Origin of the sequence: Burkholderia sp. BCC0397, assembly GCF_902832865.1 — a bacterium.
GTDB lineage: Bacteria > Pseudomonadota > Gammaproteobacteria > Burkholderiales > Burkholderiaceae > Burkholderia.
Window position 1 is genome coordinate 37,838 of record NZ_CADFDL010000016.1, and the last position, 14,669, is coordinate 52,506.

The window sequence follows — 14,669 nt, forward strand, 5'->3', positions numbered from 1 at the left end:
TCAGCGGTCCTTGCCGCGACCAAGGCGTTTTGCGGCTTCGCCCGCGAGCGCGTCGCGAAACCGCGCGCCGAACGTGCCGGGCAGGCCGGCGTCGGACGCATTGCCGCCGGCGGACGCGTCGGCCGAGGTCGAGCCCGCGGTCGCGGCCGCCGCCGAACCGGCCGGCAGCGTATGCAGCAGGCGTACGTTGCCCGGCGCGACGCCGAGCACGAGCCAGGTGTCGCCGATCTCGACGATCGTCGCGCTTTCCTTCGCGCCGAGCCCGACGCTCGACACGACCTTCAGCGGGCCGCCGCGCCGCGCGGGCTGGAAGCCGAAGCGGCGCGCGAGCCATGCGCACGCGAACACGAGGCCGATCACGACCGCGAGCCCGACGAGCGTCTGCAGCACCGCGCCGATGCCGAGCGACGGCGCGGCCGAACCGACCGTCACGCTCGACGCGATCGAACCGGCATGGTTGACCGCGTTCATGTCGGCGGCGCCGGCCGGCGCGCACGCGAGCGATGCGGCAGCGATCGTAGCCGCCGCTGCAATCGCGTTGCGCAAGCGGTGGCCGGACTTCACGACGTTCACCGATTCAGCTTCCGGATACGTTCGGCCGGCGTGATGATGTCGGTCAGGCGAATGCCGAACTTGTCGTTGACGACCACGACTTCGCCCTGCGCGATCAGGCAGCCGTTCACGAGCACGTCCATCGGCTCGCCGGCCATGCCGTCGAGCTCGACGACCGACCCCTGCGCGAGCTGCAGCAGGTTGCGGATCGCGATCTTCGTGCGGCCGAGCTCCACGGTCATCTTGACCGGGATGTCGAGGATCATCTCGATGTCGTTGTGCGTCGAGCTCGCCGCGGCCTTCGACAGCGGCTGGAACACGCCGGCGCCCGTCGCACCCGCCTGCACCGGCTGCTCGTTCTGCTCGGCGAGCGCGGCCGCCCAATCGTCCATGCCCGGATCTTCGTCGGCCGCGGCCGGCGCCTTCGCGTCGGCGGCCGACGCCGCGAGGGCTGCATCGGCCATCGCCTGCATGTCGTCGTCGGGCGTCTGGTTCAGCTCACTCATATCCACCTTCCTTCATCGAATCGCTCGCGCCGATCATCTTCTGCACGCGCAACGCATATTGACCATTGAAAATTCCGTAGCCGCATTCCATCACCGGCACGCCGTCGACCTTCGCGGTGATCGTGTCCTCGATCTCCAGCGGCAGCACGTCGCCCGCGCGCAGGTTCAGGATCTTCTCGAACGTCGACGAGATCTCGGCGAGATTCGCGGTCAGCTCGACCTCGGCGGCCTGCACCTGCTGCGACAGCACGCGCACCCAGCGGCGGTCGACTTCGAGCGCCTCGCCCTGGATCGGCGAGCTGAGCACGTCGCGGATCGGCTCGATCATCGAGTACGGCATGCAGATGTGCAGCGTGCCGCCCGTCGGCCCGAACTCGATCGAGAACTGCGTGACGATCACGATCTCGTTCGGCGTCGCGACGTTCGCGAACTGCGTGTGCATCTCCGAGCGCACGAATTCGAACTGCAGCGGCCGCACGCTCTTCCATGCGGCCGTGTAGTGCTCGAACACGAGGTTCAGCAGCTTGCCGATGATCCGCTGCTCGGTGGCCGTGAAATCGCGGCCCTCGACGCGCGTATGGAAGCGCCCGTCGCCGCCGAACAGGTTGTCGACGACGAAGAACACGAGGTTCGGGTCGAACACGAACAGCGACGTGCCGCGCAGCGGCTTCACGTGCACCAGGTTCAGGTTCGTCGGGATCGGCAGGTTGCGGGTGAATTCGCTGTACTTCTGCACCTTCACCTGGCTGACGGAGATTTCCGCCGTGCGCCGCATGAAGTTGAAGATGCCGATCCGCAACAGGCGCGCGAAGCGGTCGTTGATGATCTCGAGGCCGGGCATCCGGCCGCGGACGATTCGCTCCTGCGTCGCGATGTTGTAGGGGCGGACGCCCGATGTGTCGCGCTGCTCGTCGACTGCATCGGTTTCGCCCGTGACGCCCTTGAGGAGGGCATCGACCTCCTCCTGGGACATGAACTCCTGGTGACCCATACGCGCTCCTTTCGCGGCCGCGTTACTGGACGACGAACTCGGTGAACAGGACGTCGTCGACCTTCGCGCGCTGGTTGCCCGGCTGCGTCGGCTGCTCGATCAGATCCCGCAGCTCGGTCGCGAGCGAACGTTTGCCGTCCGGCGTCGCGAGCTCCTCGGGATGCTTGTTCGACAGCGCGAGCAGGATCCGGCTGCGGATTTCCGGCATCCGCGCGGTCAGTTGCTCCTGCGCCTTCGGGTCGGTGAGCTTCAGCGACAGACCGACGCGCAGGTAGTGCTGCGCGCCGTCGTCGGACTGCAGGTTCACGGTCAGCGGGTCGAGCGCGAAGAACACCGGCGCGGCCAGCGGCGCCGGCTCGGCGGGTGCGCTCGCATGGCCGACGCCTGCCTTGCTCAGGAACACGTACATGCCGCCGGCGGCGGCGGCAGCCGCGCCCAGCGCGATGACGGCGATGAGCGCGATGCGCTTGAACTTGCCGGACGAAGCCGGCTTGTCGGCGGTCGGGGTTGCAGTCGTGGCCATGTGAATGCGTGCGTGATGTCTCGTAGCATGCATTGTTCGGCATCCGGGCCGAGGCCGATGGGCGGAAAAGAGGGGGGAATTGCGGCTATCTCAGCCGATTGTCCCGATGGTCGGCCGGGCGTCGGCGCGGTATCGGCTCGATGCCGGGCAGGAACGGCGGGGAAAACGGTCAGGCGGGAGGCGGGCGCGGAGTGCGGCCTGCGGGAACCGGGTCGTCAGACGGAGCGGGCGGGCAGAATGGCAGGGCGGGCAGCGGTGCCCGCCCCTCGGGTGTCAGATCGGCAGCAGCGACAGCAGCGGCGCGATCAGCACCATCGCGACGCCCGCGATCATCATCGTCAGGCTCGACACGACGCCTTCCTCGTTGCCGATCTCGCGCGCCTTCGCGGTGCCCACGCCGTGGGCGGCCGCGCCGAACAGCGCGCCGCGCGCGAGCCGCGTGCGCATCGGCACGAGCGCGAGCACCAGTTCGCCGAGCAGCATTCCGCAGATGCCGGTCGCGATCACGAAGAGGGCCGTAAGGTCCTTCGGCGCGTGGATCTTGTCCGACACGGCAAGCGCGAACGGCGTCGACACCGAGCGCGTCATCAGCGAGCGCTGCAGTTCGGGCGACAGGTGCAGCAGCTTCGCGAGCAGCAGCGATCCGCATACGCCTGCGCTGATCCCCACCGCGACGCCGACCGACAGCGACAGCCAGTGGCGGCGAATCAGGTCACGATATTCGTAGATCGGCACCGCGAACGCGATCGTCGCCGGGCCGAGCAGCCACATCAGCCAGCGGGTGTCGCGGAAATAGACCGAATACGGGATGCCGGTCAGCAGCACGAGCAGCACCAGCACGCCCGGCACGAACACGAGCGGCGAGAACAGCAGCGTCTTCCTGTACGCGTAGAGCCGCTTCGACGCGAAATACAGCACGACCGTCAGCACGAAGCAGCCGACGGAGATCGCAGTATTCACGCGGTCGGCGGGCAGGTTCGATAGCGCAGCGAGCATGGGCGGCTCCGGCTCAGTGCGCGACGGCGCTCAGGCGCATCCGGCGGCGCTCGGCGAACACGCGTTGCACGGCGAGCCGGCGTTCGAGCTTCGCGGCGAGATCGACCGCCACGGCCACCGCGACCATCACGAACGCGGTGCCGGCGAGCATCACCAGCGCGATGCGCCAGCCGTCCTCGCGGAACAGCCCGCCGTATTGCACGGCCGCGACGGCGGCCGGCACGAAGAACAGCAGCATGTCGGACAGCAGCCAGTTCGCGCCGTCCTTCACCCACGCCGGCGCGACGCGGCCCGAGAACAGCAGCACGAGCAGCACGGCGAGGCCGATCACGCCGGACGGAATCGGCAGCCCGACCTTGCGCACGGCCCAGTCGACCGCCATCCACAGCACGCCGAGCGCGGCGGCCTGCAGCACGATCCGGCCCGTGTGCGCGAGGCTGCCCGAAGCGGCAGGGCGGGCGGCAGCAGTAGCGGTCGGCTTGTTCATGGCGGGGCTCCATACAGATGTTTCTGTCAATGGCGCAAGTATAGGGTTTCCCCTAACCATAAATAAAATGACTTGTCTCTATCCTTGTCATTCCAATTCGGAATTCGTTTGAGTGTTGCTGCACCAATCTGGGGAGTGTTCGATGGAATTGCGCGCGCTGCGGTACTTCGTCGAGGTGGTTCGCCAGCAGAGCTTCACCGCGGCGGCCGACAAGCTGTTCGTCACGCAGCCGACCATCAGCAAGATGGTGAAGGCGCTGGAAGACGAGATCGGTTCGCCGCTGCTGCTGCGCGACGGCCGCCAGATGGTGCTGACCGACGCCGGGCGGATCGTGTTCCAGCGCGGCCAGGACGTGCTCGCCGCGCAGGCGCAGCTGCAGTCGGAGCTGAACGATCTCGGCACGCTCGGGCGCGGCGAGCTGACGATCGGCATTCCGCCGCTCGGCGGTTCGCTGTTCACGCCGATCATCGCCGCGTACAAGCAGCGCTATCCGAACATCGAGCTGAAGCTGTTCGAGCAGGGCGCGCGGATGATCGAGGCCGCGCTGACGTCGGGTGAGCTGGAACTCGGCGGGCTGCTGGAGCCGGTCGATCCCGGCACGTTCGAGCGGCTGCCGATGGTGCGCGCGCCGCTGTGGCTCGTCGCGCCGCGCGAGTCGCGCTGGGAGGACCACCCGACCGTGCCGCTCGCGGATCTCGCGCGCGAATCGTTCGTGTTCTACGCGGAAAGCCTCGCGCTGCACGATGCGGTGCTCGATGCGTGCCGGCAGGCCGGCTTCACGCCGTCGATCGTGAGCCGCAGCGGCCACTGGGATTTCATGGCCGCGCTCGTGCATGCGGGCGTCGGCATCGCGCTGCTGCCCGAGCCGTATTGCCGGCGGCTCGACGCGGGCCAGTTCACGTGCCGGCCGATCGTCGAGCCGGAAATCACGTGGGCGATCGCGCTCGGCTGGCTGAAGAAGGGCTACCTGTCGCACGCGGCGCGGGCGTGGCTCGACGTCGCGCGGGCGACGCTGCCGCTCGCGCCGGCCGACGATCTGGCGTTTGGGGGATTGCGGGCGAGGGAGTGAGGGCCGCGCGGGGCGTTGAAGCGAACGGTGAAACAAAAAGGGCGGCCATAATGGCCGCCCGGCGTGTCCTCAATGCCCCATCGCCGGCCCCGCGCCCTTCTTCGGCTTCGTGATCCACACGAGCGCCGCGAGCGCGATGAACATCACCGCCGACAGGCGGAAGAAGTCGTTGGTCGCCATCATGAAGCCCTGCTGCGTGACGAGCTGATTAAGCTGCGCATTGGCCGTCTGCCCGACGATGCCGAGCTGCGCGAGCGCGCCCTGGTAGTCGGTCGTGTTCTGCGCATAGACGCTCACCGATTCCGACAGCCGCGCATGATGGTAGATCGCGTCGTTCTCCCAGAACGTCGAGCTGGCCGCGGTGCCGATCGCGCCGGACAGCGTGCGCAGGAAGTTCGACAGCCCCGACGCGCTCGCGAGCCGTTCGTCGGAAATGCTCGACAGCGTGATCGTCGTCATCGGCACGAAGAAACACGCGACGCCGATACCCTGCACGAGCCGCGGCAGGATCACGTGGTTGAACGGCACGTCGAGCGTGAACGTCGCGTTCCACAGCGACACGCCCGCGAACACGATGAACGCGAAGCTCGCGACCATCCGCAGGTCGAGCCGGTGCATGTTGCGGCCGATCAGCGGCGACAGCACGAGCGCGAGCAGCCCGACCGGCGCGGTCGCGAGGCCGGCCTTGCCGGCCGTGTAGCCCATCACCGTCTGCAGCCACAGCGGGAAGATCACGACCGAGCCGAAGAACGCCATGAAGCCGAACGAGATGATCAGCGCGCCGAGCGCGAAGTTGCGGTCCTTGAACAGCGACAGGTCGACCACCGGCTCCTTCTCGGTCGCCTCCCATACGAGCATGAACGCGAGCGACACGACCGCGATCAGCGCGAGCGCGACGATGAACGTCGAGTTGAACCAGTCGCGGTCCTTGCCGAGGTCGAGCACCATCTGCAGGCACGACACGCCGATCACGAGCAGCGCGAGGCCGATCGCGTCGATCCGCTGCTTCGACGTCTTCGTCTCGCGGCCGCGCAGCAGGAAGTACGCGCAGGTCGCCGAGAACACGCCGATCGGCAGGTTGATGTAGAAGATCCACGGCCACGTGTAGTTGTCGCTGATCCAGCCGCCCAATAACGGGCCGAAGATCGGCGCGACGATCACCGTCATTGCCCATAGCCCGAGCGCGAGCCCGCGTTTCGCGGGCGGGTAGCTGCGCATCAGGATCGTCTGCGACAGCGGCACCATCGGCCCCGACACGAGGCCCTGCAGCAGCCGGAACGCGATCAGCGTCTCGAAGTTGGTCGCGAGGCCGCACAGCGCCGACGCGATCGTGAACGCGAGCACCGACAGCGTGAACAGCCGCACCTCGCCGACCCGGCGCGCGAGCCAGCCGGTGAGCGGCACCGCGATCGCGGACGCGACCGAGTACGACGAAATCACCCACGTGCCTTCGCTCGTCGCGACGCCGAGGCTGCCCGAGATGGTCGGCACCGCGACGTTCGCGATCGACGTGTCGAGCACTTCCATGAAGGTGCCGAGCGCGAGCCCGACGGTCAGCAGCGCGAGCGCGCCGCCGGTCAGCGGCGCGGGTGCGGCAGCGGGAGAGGGGGCGGATGCCGTGGTGGCGGACATCGGAATCTCCTAGACGCGGCGCGTACGACGCGCCGGCACAACGCACGGGCGCGCGACGCAGCGCGGCCCGGCCGGGTGGAATGAAAAAGGGAAAAAGCGGAGCGCGTGCCTCGTCATCTTCTGCCCAGACAGAGAAATAAGCGGATGTTTAACCTAGACATGAGGGGCTCCGCGCGCATCAGCAGTCGGGTTCGTCGGGCTTCGGGCAGCCGGTCGAACCGGGCCCGTTGGCGATGAAGCGCTGCAGCAGGCCGGTGAGCGTCGCGAGTTCGTCGGCCGAGAAGCCTTCGAGCTGCGCGTTGAGCACGGTCGCGACCAGCGACGGCAGCGCGCGAGCGGCTTCGATGCCGCGCTCGGTCAGCGTCAGCTCGATCATCCGGCGGTCCTGCTCGCTGCGCGCGCGCGCGATCAGCCCCTTGCGTTCGAGCCGGTCGAGCATGCGCGTCATCGAGCCGCTGTCGTACGACATCTTGCGCGACAGTTCGAACGGCGTGCGCGCGTAGCCGCGCGACAGCAGCAGGATCACGCCGATCTGCTGCGCGGTGAGGTCGAGCGGCTCGAGCGCGCGATCCATCCGCTCGACGAGCGCCTGCTTCGCCTTCGACAGGTAATAGCCGAGGCTCGTTTCCAGCGCGATGTTCTCGGGATCGTAGAGGCCGCCGGTCATACTTGCGCGCGCAGCAATAGTGCGTTTCGGGTTAAAACGCGCCCAGTATCTTGAAAAATGATTGCTTAGTCAATATTATTTGAGTCAACCAGTTACGACGTGCATGTTGCACTGCCGGAGACTATGTTCTGACCGATTGGCCCGCGCTGCCGGGCACCCCGAGGATGTTCGCGATGCTGTTCCTGAAAAATGCCGCCGGCGCGCTGCGCCGCAACCTGACCGATACCGCTCATCATGTGTTCTCCGGGCCGCACCGCGGCTGGAAGATCGCGCTGTACGTGACGATGCTGGTCGTGCCTGGCGGCTCGCTCGCGGCGCTCGGGTTCGCATGGTTCGATCATCGCCGGCAGCGCAACGCGAAGGGTGCCGCCCGCCGCACGAGCCAGCCGGCCGTGACGGAGCCGTCGACATGGCGGGCCGCCGCCGAACCCGTCCCGGCGCCCGTGCGCTGCCACTGACGCAGCAGCGCTCCCGCTTTCCCCACTATCCCGCCTGATCCCGGCCGCGTCACGCGCGGCCGCCGTCCGCACGTCCGTTTTCCCGCAAGCGAGCCGTAATGGCCGGTAAACCGGCCGGCCGCGCCGGTAACACATCCGGGCCACCGCGCACCGTACCCTTAGGGCTGCGCAGCTTTCCCGCCGTCAGTTACCATTTGTCCGCCAGCGGCATGACGACCGCATCGCGCGGCGCCGCTCGCCGGCCGCCACGCCCAGACAGGAAAACCACCATGCCGTACGCCTCCCTCCCGCGCGCCGTTCGCCCGCTGAGCGCCGCCGTCGCCATTGCGATGGCCGTGCTGCTCGCCGGCTGCGCCGTCGGGCCCGACTATCACCGGCCCGACACGTCGATCCCCGCCGCCTTCAAGGAAGCGCCGGCCGGCTGGAAAGTCGCGCAGCCCGCCGATCGCGCCGACCGCGGCGCGTGGTGGACGGTCTACAACGATCCGCAGCTCGATGCGCTGATCGGCAGGCTCAACGCGTCGAACCAGACCATCGCGCAATCGGCGGCCGCCTACCGGCAGGCGCGCGCGCTCGTCACCGAGGCGCGCGCCGCGTATTTCCCGACCGTCGGGCTGACCGCATCGGGCTCGCGCGTGCGGACGCCGCGCACGTCGTCGGGCTCGTCGTCGAATTTCGGCAGCGGGTCGACCGGGTCGATCAACAACAGCTACAGCGTCGGCCTCGACGCCAGCTGGGAACCCGACCTGTGGGGCAAGGTGAGCCGCACCGTCAGCGCGCAGCGCGCGGGTGAAGCGGCCGCCGCGGCCGATCTCGCGAACGCGCGGCTGTCGCAGCAGGCGCTGCTCGCGCAGACCTATTTCCAGTTGCGCACGTCCGATGCGCTGCAAAAGCTGCTCGACGACACCGTGAAGTCGTACGAACGATCGCTGCAGCTCACGCAGAACCAGTACGCGCAGGGCGTCGCCGCGCGCGCGGACGTGATCCAGGCGCAGACACAGCTGCAGAGCGCGCAGGCCGCGCAGATCGACAACGGCGTCGCCCGCGCGCAGTACGAGCATGCGATCGCGACGCTGATCGGCGAACCGGCGTCGACCTTCTCGCTGCCGCCGAACCCGCTCGCGGCCGAGCCGCCGATCACGCCGGTCGACGTGCCGTCCGCGATCCTCGAGCGCCGGCCCGACATCGCGGCGGCCGAGCGCCGCGCGGCGGCCGCGAACGAGCAGATCGGCGTCGCGATCGCCGCGTTCTTCCCCACCCTGACGCTGTCGGCCACCGGCGGCTTCCAGAGCTCGGTGTGGTCGCAGCTGTTCACGCTGCCGGCGCGCTTCTGGACGGTCGGCCCGCAACTCGCGGCCACGCTGTTCGACGCGGGGCTGCGCGCCGCGCAGACCGACGCCGCACGCGCGACCTACGACCAGGACGTCGCCGCCTATCGCCTCGCGGTGCTCACCGCGTTCCAGGACGTCGAGGACAATCTCGCGTCGCAGCGTATCCTCGCGCAGGAAATCGACGTGCAGCGGCAGGCCGTCGACAGCGCCGAGCACGCGCTCGCGATCGTCACGAACCAGTACAAGGCCGGCACGGTCGCGTACCTGAACGTGCTGACCGCGCAGACCACCGCATTCACCGCGCAGCAGAAGCTCGCGACGATCGCTGGGCAGCGGATGGCGTCGTCGGTCGGGCTCGTGAAGGCGCTCGGCGGCGGCTGGAATGTATCGGAGATGGCGCGCGAGAACGGCGACATGGCGGCGCCGGCGCCTTTGCCGGCGTCCGGTGCGGCCGCACCCGCGGCCACCGCACCGTCGGCCGTCGCGCCGCTCGCGCAGAAGTAGGAAGGGAAGCGGGCGACGCGCGCAATCAGCGCTGCGCGTCGCCGAAGATCAGCGACACCTGGTTGTTGCCGATCGGATGCCCAAGCAGGTTCAGCAGCCCGGCGAGGTTCGCCTGCTGCTCGGGCGCCGCATGCGCGGTCCCGCGGAACGATCCCTGGCCGGGGCCGAAGCTGCCGTGCCCGTCGAGGAACAGCGGGCCCTGCGTCGTCGACAGGTCGAGATCGGCGCCCGCGCCCTTCGCCTGCAATACCGCGCGGTACGAACCGAGCGGCTTCACGCGCGACACGCGCGAACTCATCGAATCGATCGTCACCGTCAACTGGCCGAACGCGTTGTTGCCGAACAGCCGCCAGTCGCTCCAGCCGAGCCGCACGTCGCCCTGCAGGTCGAGCGTGTTGAACGGCGTGCCGAGCCCCGCGAGCAGCGAGGCGGGCACGGCCATCTTGCCCGCCGACAGCACCGCGCCGCGCCACGTCGCATCGAGCGTGACCGCATCGGGCATCGCTTCCGTCTGCCGCATGCGCATCTGCACGCGCCCGGTCAGCAGCGGCCAGAAGTGCGTGGTCCATTCGACCCGGCCCGGCAGCAGCGTCGCCGCGCTCTGGTCGGCGCCCGGCGCGAGCATCAGCGTGCCCGAGCCGTGCCACAGCGACCCGTCCGGATCGACGAGATTCACGTGGCCGCCGGTCGCACGCGCGAACTGCGGCGCGATCCACGCGGCCGGCGCGAGCGCGACGAGCGTCACAGCGGTCGCCAGGCCGCCTGCCAGCACCCACGGCAATACGGCGACGAGCCGCCTTGCCCACGGCCGCATCGGCCGACCTTCGTTTGCGTCATCCACTGCCGTCATCTATTTCTGGACGGAAGGTTGCATCACGGCCGTCAGGTCCACCTGGCCGTCGTCCTTCAGCGCCGTGGCATGCGCTTCGCCGACCTGCACCTTGAACTGCCGGCGCGCATCGTCGAGCCACTGGGTCCATGCCGGGAACGACACGTTCTTCATCTGGATCTGCACGCCGTTGCCGACGATCTGCACCTGCGCGCCCTGCAGCCCGTGATCGGACAGCGACGCGGTCAGCGCGTCCTTCAGCGCGAGGCCGGTCGGCGCGACGCCCTGCGCGGCAGCCGCGAGCGACTTCGCCTCGTTCGCCTGCGCGGTCATCTGCGCGAGTTCCTGACGCATCGTCGGCAGCTCGCGCTGGATCCGCGCGCGGCCTTCCTGCGCGGGCGACCACAGCACCGAATACGCGATCGCGATCGCCAGCACGGCGCCGCCCCAGCCGAGCAGCGTCTTCTCGCGCGGCGAGCGCTCGCCCCAGAACTGGGCCAGCGTCTGGTTCAGTTGTTCGGTTTTCATGAGCGGCTCCGGATCGTCCATTTGCCCGTGTTGCTGTCGACTTCGCCGGACAGTCCGTTACGCGCGAGGCGCTGCGTGAAATCGGGATCGACCTTGACCTCCGGCTTGAAGCCGACGTCGAGCCGCCGGTCGTGATAGTCGAGCGACGCGATGCCGTTCAGCGGCAGCGCGCCCATCGAGCGCGACAAGCCGCTCGACAGCGCGAGGAAATCATTCGGCGACAGCTCGCCGGCCGCGAGGCGCAGCTGGTCGAGCTGACGCTGCATCTGCGCGGGCGGGTCGAGCACGGTGGTCGTCTTCGGGAACGCGGACAGGAGCGTCTCGGTGATCTGCGCGGACAGCGCATCGCGCTCGCGCGACAGCTTCCACCAGTGCAGGTTCATCCCGATCACCGCGACGCCGAGCGTCGCCGCGGCGAGCGCGATCGGCACGCGCAGGCGCTTGAGCGTCGCGCGGTCGAAGCGCCACGGCTGCGATTCGAATTCGAACTGGCACAGATCGAATGGCTCGGTCAGCGCCCGGCGCGCGAACGTGTCGAACGACAGCGGCGCGGCGCCCGCCAGCAGCGGCGCGTCGGTGCGGCTGACCGACGCGAGCCGCGGCTCCGCGCCCGGTTCGCCGAGTTCGTACAGTTCGATGTCACCGCCGCCGGCGAGCGCGGCCAGCGTGCCGGCCGCGCGCGACGCGGGCGCCGCGAAACCTTCGCCGAGCGCGCCGCGCGCGACCGCCAGCTCGAGGCGCGGCGCACCGGCCGCGGCCGGCAGCGCGCCGGCTTCGACGAGCACCGGTTCGACCGCCGTCGCAAGCCCGAGCACCGCGGCGACCGTCGCCGGGCGGGCAGGCAGCTCGGCCGCGGCCGCGACCGCGGCAAGCGGGGCGGCATCGAGGGCCTCGCCGTCGGCCGGCACGGCGGATGCCGCTTCGGCCGGCGCGCGCGGCGCCGGCAGGCAGCGGGTCGCGGGCACCGCGCTCAGGTGCCGGTGGCCGGCCGCCGTGAACGCGTCGCAGATCGTGCGGAACCACGCGCGATCGACGACGGCCAGCACGCGGCGCCCGTCGGGCAGCGCGGCCGGGTCGAGCGCGATGTGGCAGCCGAGCGGATCCTGGATCAGCTGATCCTCGACGATGTTGGGCAGCGCCTGGCGCAGCTTCGGCCCCTTCAGCGGCGGCACGGTCGCGGCCAGCAGCAGCACGTCGCGCGCGGCGACGATCAGCACCGTCGCGTTCGCGCGCGGCAGCAGCGCCAGCGCGGCGCGGCCCGCGCGCTGCACCTGGCCGGCCTTGTCGACGAGCGTGAACGGCAGCTCGGGCCACTGCCATTCCTGCAACGGCACGGCAGGCTCGCGCGGCGGCAAAGAAACAATCAACGTGCTCACAAGAGCTCCTCTCCCGATTGGCGTCGTTATAGCTGGTCGCGGATGCGCACGACCCGCGTCGAGTGCGTGGTCGGATCACGATACACGAGCGAGGTGCGGTCGACCTCCGCGCGTTCGTGCTGGATCCGGCCATGCACGATGAAATAGCTCGAATTGACGTCGACGAGGCTCGAGTCGATCGTCACGTTCGGCGGCGCGCCGGCGCCGCGCAGCGCGAGCTGCACGTCGCCGACGTTCCGGAAAAATACCGTCTCGCGGCGCGACACGAGCGCCTGCGCGGACGACACGCTCATCCCCGGCACCAGCGCCGCGATCACTTCGGCCGGCGCGGTGTTCATGTTCACGGGCGTCGTGGTCGGCAGCACGGTGACGAACGGGCGCAGCCGCGCGACCATTTCGGGCGTCACGCCGTCGACGTCGAGCAGGCTGCCGACGCGCGTCATCATCAGCGGCGCGGGCCCGCGGTCGCCGCCGGCCATCCCGGGATCGTCGGTGAAACCGCTGCCCTGCATGTCGCCGCTCGTCACCGGTGCGGTCGCGGCGTTCGCGGCGGTACCGCCGCCGCCGGGCAGGTTCGGCATCTGGAACCGCGTGGCCGAATGCAGCAGGCCCGCGCGCACCTGCAGCGCGATGCGCTTCGCGAACGCGGCGTCGTAGCCGAGCGTCGTCAGCAGGCGCTGGAACGCCTGCATCTGCGTGACGTTCAACTGCAGCACCCCGGGCGCCGGCGACGACACGAGGTTGCGCAGGTTGAACTTCGCCTGCGCGTCCTCGATCGAGCCGGAGATATAGGTGTCTTCGCTGCCGCTATCGTTGGGTGCGCCGATCCGGCCGAGGAAATCCGACAGCTTCGTCTTCGCGATCGGCACGCCCCAGATCCCGCCGAGATACGTGATGCCGGGCGCCGTGTCGCCTTCGGAGCGCAGGATCATCCGGGTCCAGTCGAGCGCGCCGCGCGCGACCCACTGCGCCTGCGCGATCGTGCGCTGGTTCTCGATGCGGCGGATCTGCACCTGCTGGCGCCACAGCATCCCCGACACGAGGATCGCCGACAGCGCGACCACGAGCAGCGCGGTGATGATCGCGGCGCCGCGCTGGCGGCGGGCAGGCAGTCGGCGGGAAGGGCGCGCACGCATCGTCATTCCCCGACGAGGAAGATGCGCGTGACCGGCACGCGCAGCGACGTCGCGCCGATGCTGACCTGCAGCCCGGTCACCGCGCGCGCGGGCGGCGCGTTGCCGATCTGCGGCACCTTGAGCGCGTCGTTGTTCTGCGCGAGCGCTTCGTCGGCCGTCTGCAGGTTGGTGGTCCAGCCCACGCGCGGCACGTACAGCTTCGCGTCAATCGCGCCGACGCCGCCCATCAGCGCGACCCAGCTCCAGCCTTCGACGCTACTGTCCTTCAGCAGGGTGCGCAGCCGGTTCGTGTCGTTGATCGGCGACGACGCATAGCGCACGACGCGCCCGCCGGCGATCCGGTAGCGGACCACCTGCAGCCGCGGCGCGACGCCCGGCACGTCGAGTGCGCGCACGATCTGCAGCGTATTGCCGGCGACGCCGATCGCCGGCTGGCCGGCCTCGTCGTCGGTCGCGGCGAGCCGCGCGTCGATGCGCATCTGGTCGAACATCTGCGCGAACACGCGCTCGTCTTCCATCGCGGATGCGACCTTGTCGCGACCGCGCATGATCTGGTCGAGCCCGCGCCACGCGAGGATCGCCACCACCGCGAGGATCGCGATCGCGATCATCAGCTCGATCAGCGTGAAGCCGCGGGCGGCGGGGCGGGCCGAGGGGGCGGACGGGCGTCGCATCGGCGCGTCAGAGCGGACGGCTGGTTTCATTCGCGACCACCGTCACCATCTGCGCGAGCACGCCGGAACGACCGGGCATGCTCACCGAAATCCGGACGCGCCGGAACACCGGGTTCGGCGTGGTGCTCACGCGCTGCGTGCAGACGAGCTGCACGTTGCCTTGCGAGCAGTCGAAACTCTGTTCGCCGACCTCCGGCCACGCATGCGTGAGGCGCAGCTGCGCGAGCGCGTTGTCGGCGCTCCAGCCGGCGAGCAGCCGGCGATGCAGCTCGGACGCGTTGGTCGCCATCGTGCCGACCGCGCGGATCGACGCGGCGAGCGCGACCGCGATGATCGCGAGCGCGACCAGCACCTCGATCATCGTGAAGCCGCGGGAGGAAGAAATGGGGAAGGGCAGGCGACGACGCATC

At 69.5% G+C, this 14,669-nt stretch carries 17 protein-coding genes; 3 read left to right on the forward strand and 14 right to left on the reverse strand.

Going from position 1 to position 14,669, the window contains the following annotated elements; all coding sequences use genetic code 11:
* The 6 genes from fliO to HWX03_RS31795 all read right to left on the reverse strand — a co-directional run bounded on the left by fliO (position 1) and on the right by HWX03_RS31795 (position 4,055).
* Positions 1-573, reverse strand: a complete 573-nt coding sequence (gene fliO, locus HWX03_RS31770) for a flagellar biosynthetic protein FliO (RefSeq protein ID WP_175873987.1) — start codon at positions 571-573, stop codon at positions 1-3.
* Positions 570-1,058, reverse strand: a complete 489-nt coding sequence (gene fliN, locus HWX03_RS31775; RefSeq protein ID WP_175823416.1) for a flagellar motor switch protein FliN — start codon at positions 1,056-1,058, stop codon at positions 570-572. Before fliN ends, fliO begins: the two co-directional genes overlap by 4 nt.
* The gene (fliM, locus tag HWX03_RS31780) at positions 1,051-2,049 is read right to left on the reverse strand and encodes a flagellar motor switch protein FliM (RefSeq protein WP_174389746.1); all 999 of its coding nucleotides are present in this window, start codon (positions 2,047-2,049) and stop codon (positions 1,051-1,053) included. The genes fliN and fliM overlap by 8 nt, the downstream gene beginning before the upstream one ends.
* A gap of 22 nt (positions 2,050-2,071) precedes the next feature.
* Positions 2,072-2,572: a flagellar basal body-associated protein FliL gene (fliL, locus tag HWX03_RS31785; RefSeq protein ID WP_175823415.1), complete on the reverse strand. Its 501-nt coding sequence runs from the start codon at positions 2,570-2,572 to the stop codon at positions 2,072-2,074.
* A gap of 273 nt (positions 2,573-2,845) precedes the next feature.
* The gene (locus HWX03_RS31790) at positions 2,846-3,568 is read right to left on the reverse strand and encodes an LrgB family protein (RefSeq protein ID WP_175823414.1); all 723 of its coding nucleotides are present in this window, start codon (positions 3,566-3,568) and stop codon (positions 2,846-2,848) included.
* Positions 3,569-3,581: 13 nt separating this feature from the next.
* Positions 3,582-4,055 carry a CidA/LrgA family protein gene (locus tag HWX03_RS31795; protein WP_174433866.1) on the reverse strand — a complete coding sequence of 158 codons (474 nt, stop codon included), beginning with the start codon at positions 4,053-4,055 and terminating at the stop codon, positions 3,582-3,584.
* A gap of 142 nt (positions 4,056-4,197) precedes the next feature.
* On the opposite strand from HWX03_RS31795, the gene HWX03_RS31800 reads away from it, so the two are divergent.
* Positions 4,198-5,124 (forward strand): LysR family transcriptional regulator, encoded by a 927-nt coding sequence (locus HWX03_RS31800; protein ID WP_175873988.1) that lies wholly within the window; start codon positions 4,198-4,200, stop codon positions 5,122-5,124.
* Between the two features lie 69 nt (positions 5,125-5,193).
* Here HWX03_RS31800 and HWX03_RS31805 read toward each other — a convergent pair whose 3' ends face one another.
* A complete protein-coding gene (locus HWX03_RS31805) occupies positions 5,194-6,756 on the reverse strand; it encodes a DHA2 family efflux MFS transporter permease subunit (protein ID WP_175873989.1) in 1,563 nt (520 codons plus the stop codon).
* A gap of 178 nt (positions 6,757-6,934) precedes the next feature.
* The gene (locus tag HWX03_RS31810) at positions 6,935-7,423 is read right to left on the reverse strand and encodes a MarR family transcriptional regulator (protein ID WP_175873990.1); all 489 of its coding nucleotides are present in this window, start codon (positions 7,421-7,423) and stop codon (positions 6,935-6,937) included.
* A gap of 173 nt (positions 7,424-7,596) precedes the next feature.
* Here HWX03_RS31810 and HWX03_RS31815 point away from each other — a divergent pair, with 173 nt between their 5' ends.
* Both HWX03_RS31815 and HWX03_RS31820 read left to right on the forward strand, forming a co-directional pair.
* Positions 7,597-7,881 (forward strand): multidrug ABC transporter ATPase, encoded by a 285-nt coding sequence (locus tag HWX03_RS31815; protein WP_175873991.1) that lies wholly within the window; start codon positions 7,597-7,599, stop codon positions 7,879-7,881.
* A 269-nt stretch (positions 7,882-8,150) separates the two neighbouring features.
* The gene (locus HWX03_RS31820) at positions 8,151-9,716 is read left to right on the forward strand and encodes an efflux transporter outer membrane subunit (RefSeq protein WP_175873992.1); all 1,566 of its coding nucleotides are present in this window, start codon (positions 8,151-8,153) and stop codon (positions 9,714-9,716) included.
* A gap of 25 nt (positions 9,717-9,741) precedes the next feature.
* Here the strand turns inward: HWX03_RS31820 and HWX03_RS31825 are convergent, their stop codons facing one another.
* From HWX03_RS31825 to gspI, 6 genes are read right to left on the reverse strand one after another with little or no spacing between them, the layout of a single operon-like run.
* A complete protein-coding gene (locus tag HWX03_RS31825) occupies positions 9,742-10,530 on the reverse strand; it encodes a type II secretion system protein N (RefSeq protein ID WP_175874063.1) in 789 nt (262 codons plus the stop codon).
* A gap of 36 nt (positions 10,531-10,566) precedes the next feature.
* Complete coding sequence (locus HWX03_RS31830; RefSeq protein ID WP_175823408.1) at positions 10,567-11,073, reverse strand: type II secretion system protein M; 507 nt, start codon at positions 11,071-11,073, stop codon at positions 10,567-10,569.
* Entirely contained in the window at positions 11,070-12,449 is a 1,380-nt protein-coding gene (gene gspL / locus HWX03_RS31835) for a type II secretion system protein GspL (RefSeq protein WP_175873993.1), read from the reverse strand. Before gspL ends, HWX03_RS31830 begins: the two co-directional genes overlap by 4 nt.
* A gap of 26 nt (positions 12,450-12,475) precedes the next feature.
* Entirely contained in the window at positions 12,476-13,585 is a 1,110-nt protein-coding gene (gene gspK / locus HWX03_RS31840) for a type II secretion system minor pseudopilin GspK (protein WP_175873994.1), read from the reverse strand.
* Between the two features lie 2 nt (positions 13,586-13,587).
* Positions 13,588-14,289, reverse strand: a complete 702-nt coding sequence (locus HWX03_RS31845) for a prepilin-type N-terminal cleavage/methylation domain-containing protein (RefSeq protein ID WP_175873995.1) — start codon at positions 14,287-14,289, stop codon at positions 13,588-13,590.
* Positions 14,267-14,668, reverse strand: a complete 402-nt coding sequence (gspI, locus tag HWX03_RS31850) for a type II secretion system minor pseudopilin GspI (RefSeq protein ID WP_175874064.1) — start codon at positions 14,666-14,668, stop codon at positions 14,267-14,269. Before gspI ends, HWX03_RS31845 begins: the two co-directional genes overlap by 23 nt.
* Between the last annotated feature and the right edge of the window lies 1 nt (position 14,669).

Bases quoted from the DNA above. Each gene is read 5' to 3' on its own strand.
- fliN (WP_175823416.1), bottom strand. From the start codon at position 1,058: ATGAGTGAGCTGAACCAGACGCCCGACGACGACATGCAGGCGATGGCC.
- fliM (WP_174389746.1), bottom strand. From the start codon at position 2,049: ATGGGTCACCAGGAGTTCATGTCCCAGGAGGAGGTCGATGCCCTCCTC.
- fliL (WP_175823415.1), bottom strand. From the start codon at position 2,572: ATGGCCACGACTGCAACCCCGACCGCCGACAAGCCGGCTTCGTCCGGC.
- HWX03_RS31790 (WP_175823414.1), bottom strand. From the start codon at position 3,568: ATGCTCGCTGCGCTATCGAACCTGCCCGCCGACCGCGTGAATACTGCG.
- HWX03_RS31795 (WP_174433866.1), bottom strand. From the start codon at position 4,055: ATGAACAAGCCGACCGCTACTGCTGCCGCCCGCCCTGCCGCTTCGGGC.
- HWX03_RS31800 (WP_175873988.1), top strand. From the start codon at position 4,198: ATGGAATTGCGCGCGCTGCGGTACTTCGTCGAGGTGGTTCGCCAGCAG.
- HWX03_RS31805 (WP_175873989.1), bottom strand. From the start codon at position 6,756: ATGTCCGCCACCACGGCATCCGCCCCCTCTCCCGCTGCCGCACCCGCG.
- HWX03_RS31810 (WP_175873990.1), bottom strand. From the start codon at position 7,423: ATGACCGGCGGCCTCTACGATCCCGAGAACATCGCGCTGGAAACGAGC.
- HWX03_RS31815 (WP_175873991.1), top strand. From the start codon at position 7,597: ATGCTGTTCCTGAAAAATGCCGCCGGCGCGCTGCGCCGCAACCTGACC.
- HWX03_RS31820 (WP_175873992.1), top strand. From the start codon at position 8,151: ATGCCGTACGCCTCCCTCCCGCGCGCCGTTCGCCCGCTGAGCGCCGCC.
- HWX03_RS31825 (WP_175874063.1), bottom strand. From the start codon at position 10,530: ATGCGGCCGTGGGCAAGGCGGCTCGTCGCCGTATTGCCGTGGGTGCTG.
- HWX03_RS31830 (WP_175823408.1), bottom strand. From the start codon at position 11,073: ATGAAAACCGAACAACTGAACCAGACGCTGGCCCAGTTCTGGGGCGAG.
- gspK (WP_175873994.1), bottom strand. From the start codon at position 13,585: ATGCGTGCGCGCCCTTCCCGCCGACTGCCTGCCCGCCGCCAGCGCGGC.
- HWX03_RS31845 (WP_175873995.1), bottom strand. From the start codon at position 14,289: ATGAAACCAGCCGTCCGCTCTGACGCGCCGATGCGACGCCCGTCCGCC.
- gspI (WP_175874064.1), bottom strand. From the start codon at position 14,668: ATGCGTCGTCGCCTGCCCTTCCCCATTTCTTCCTCCCGCGGCTTCACG.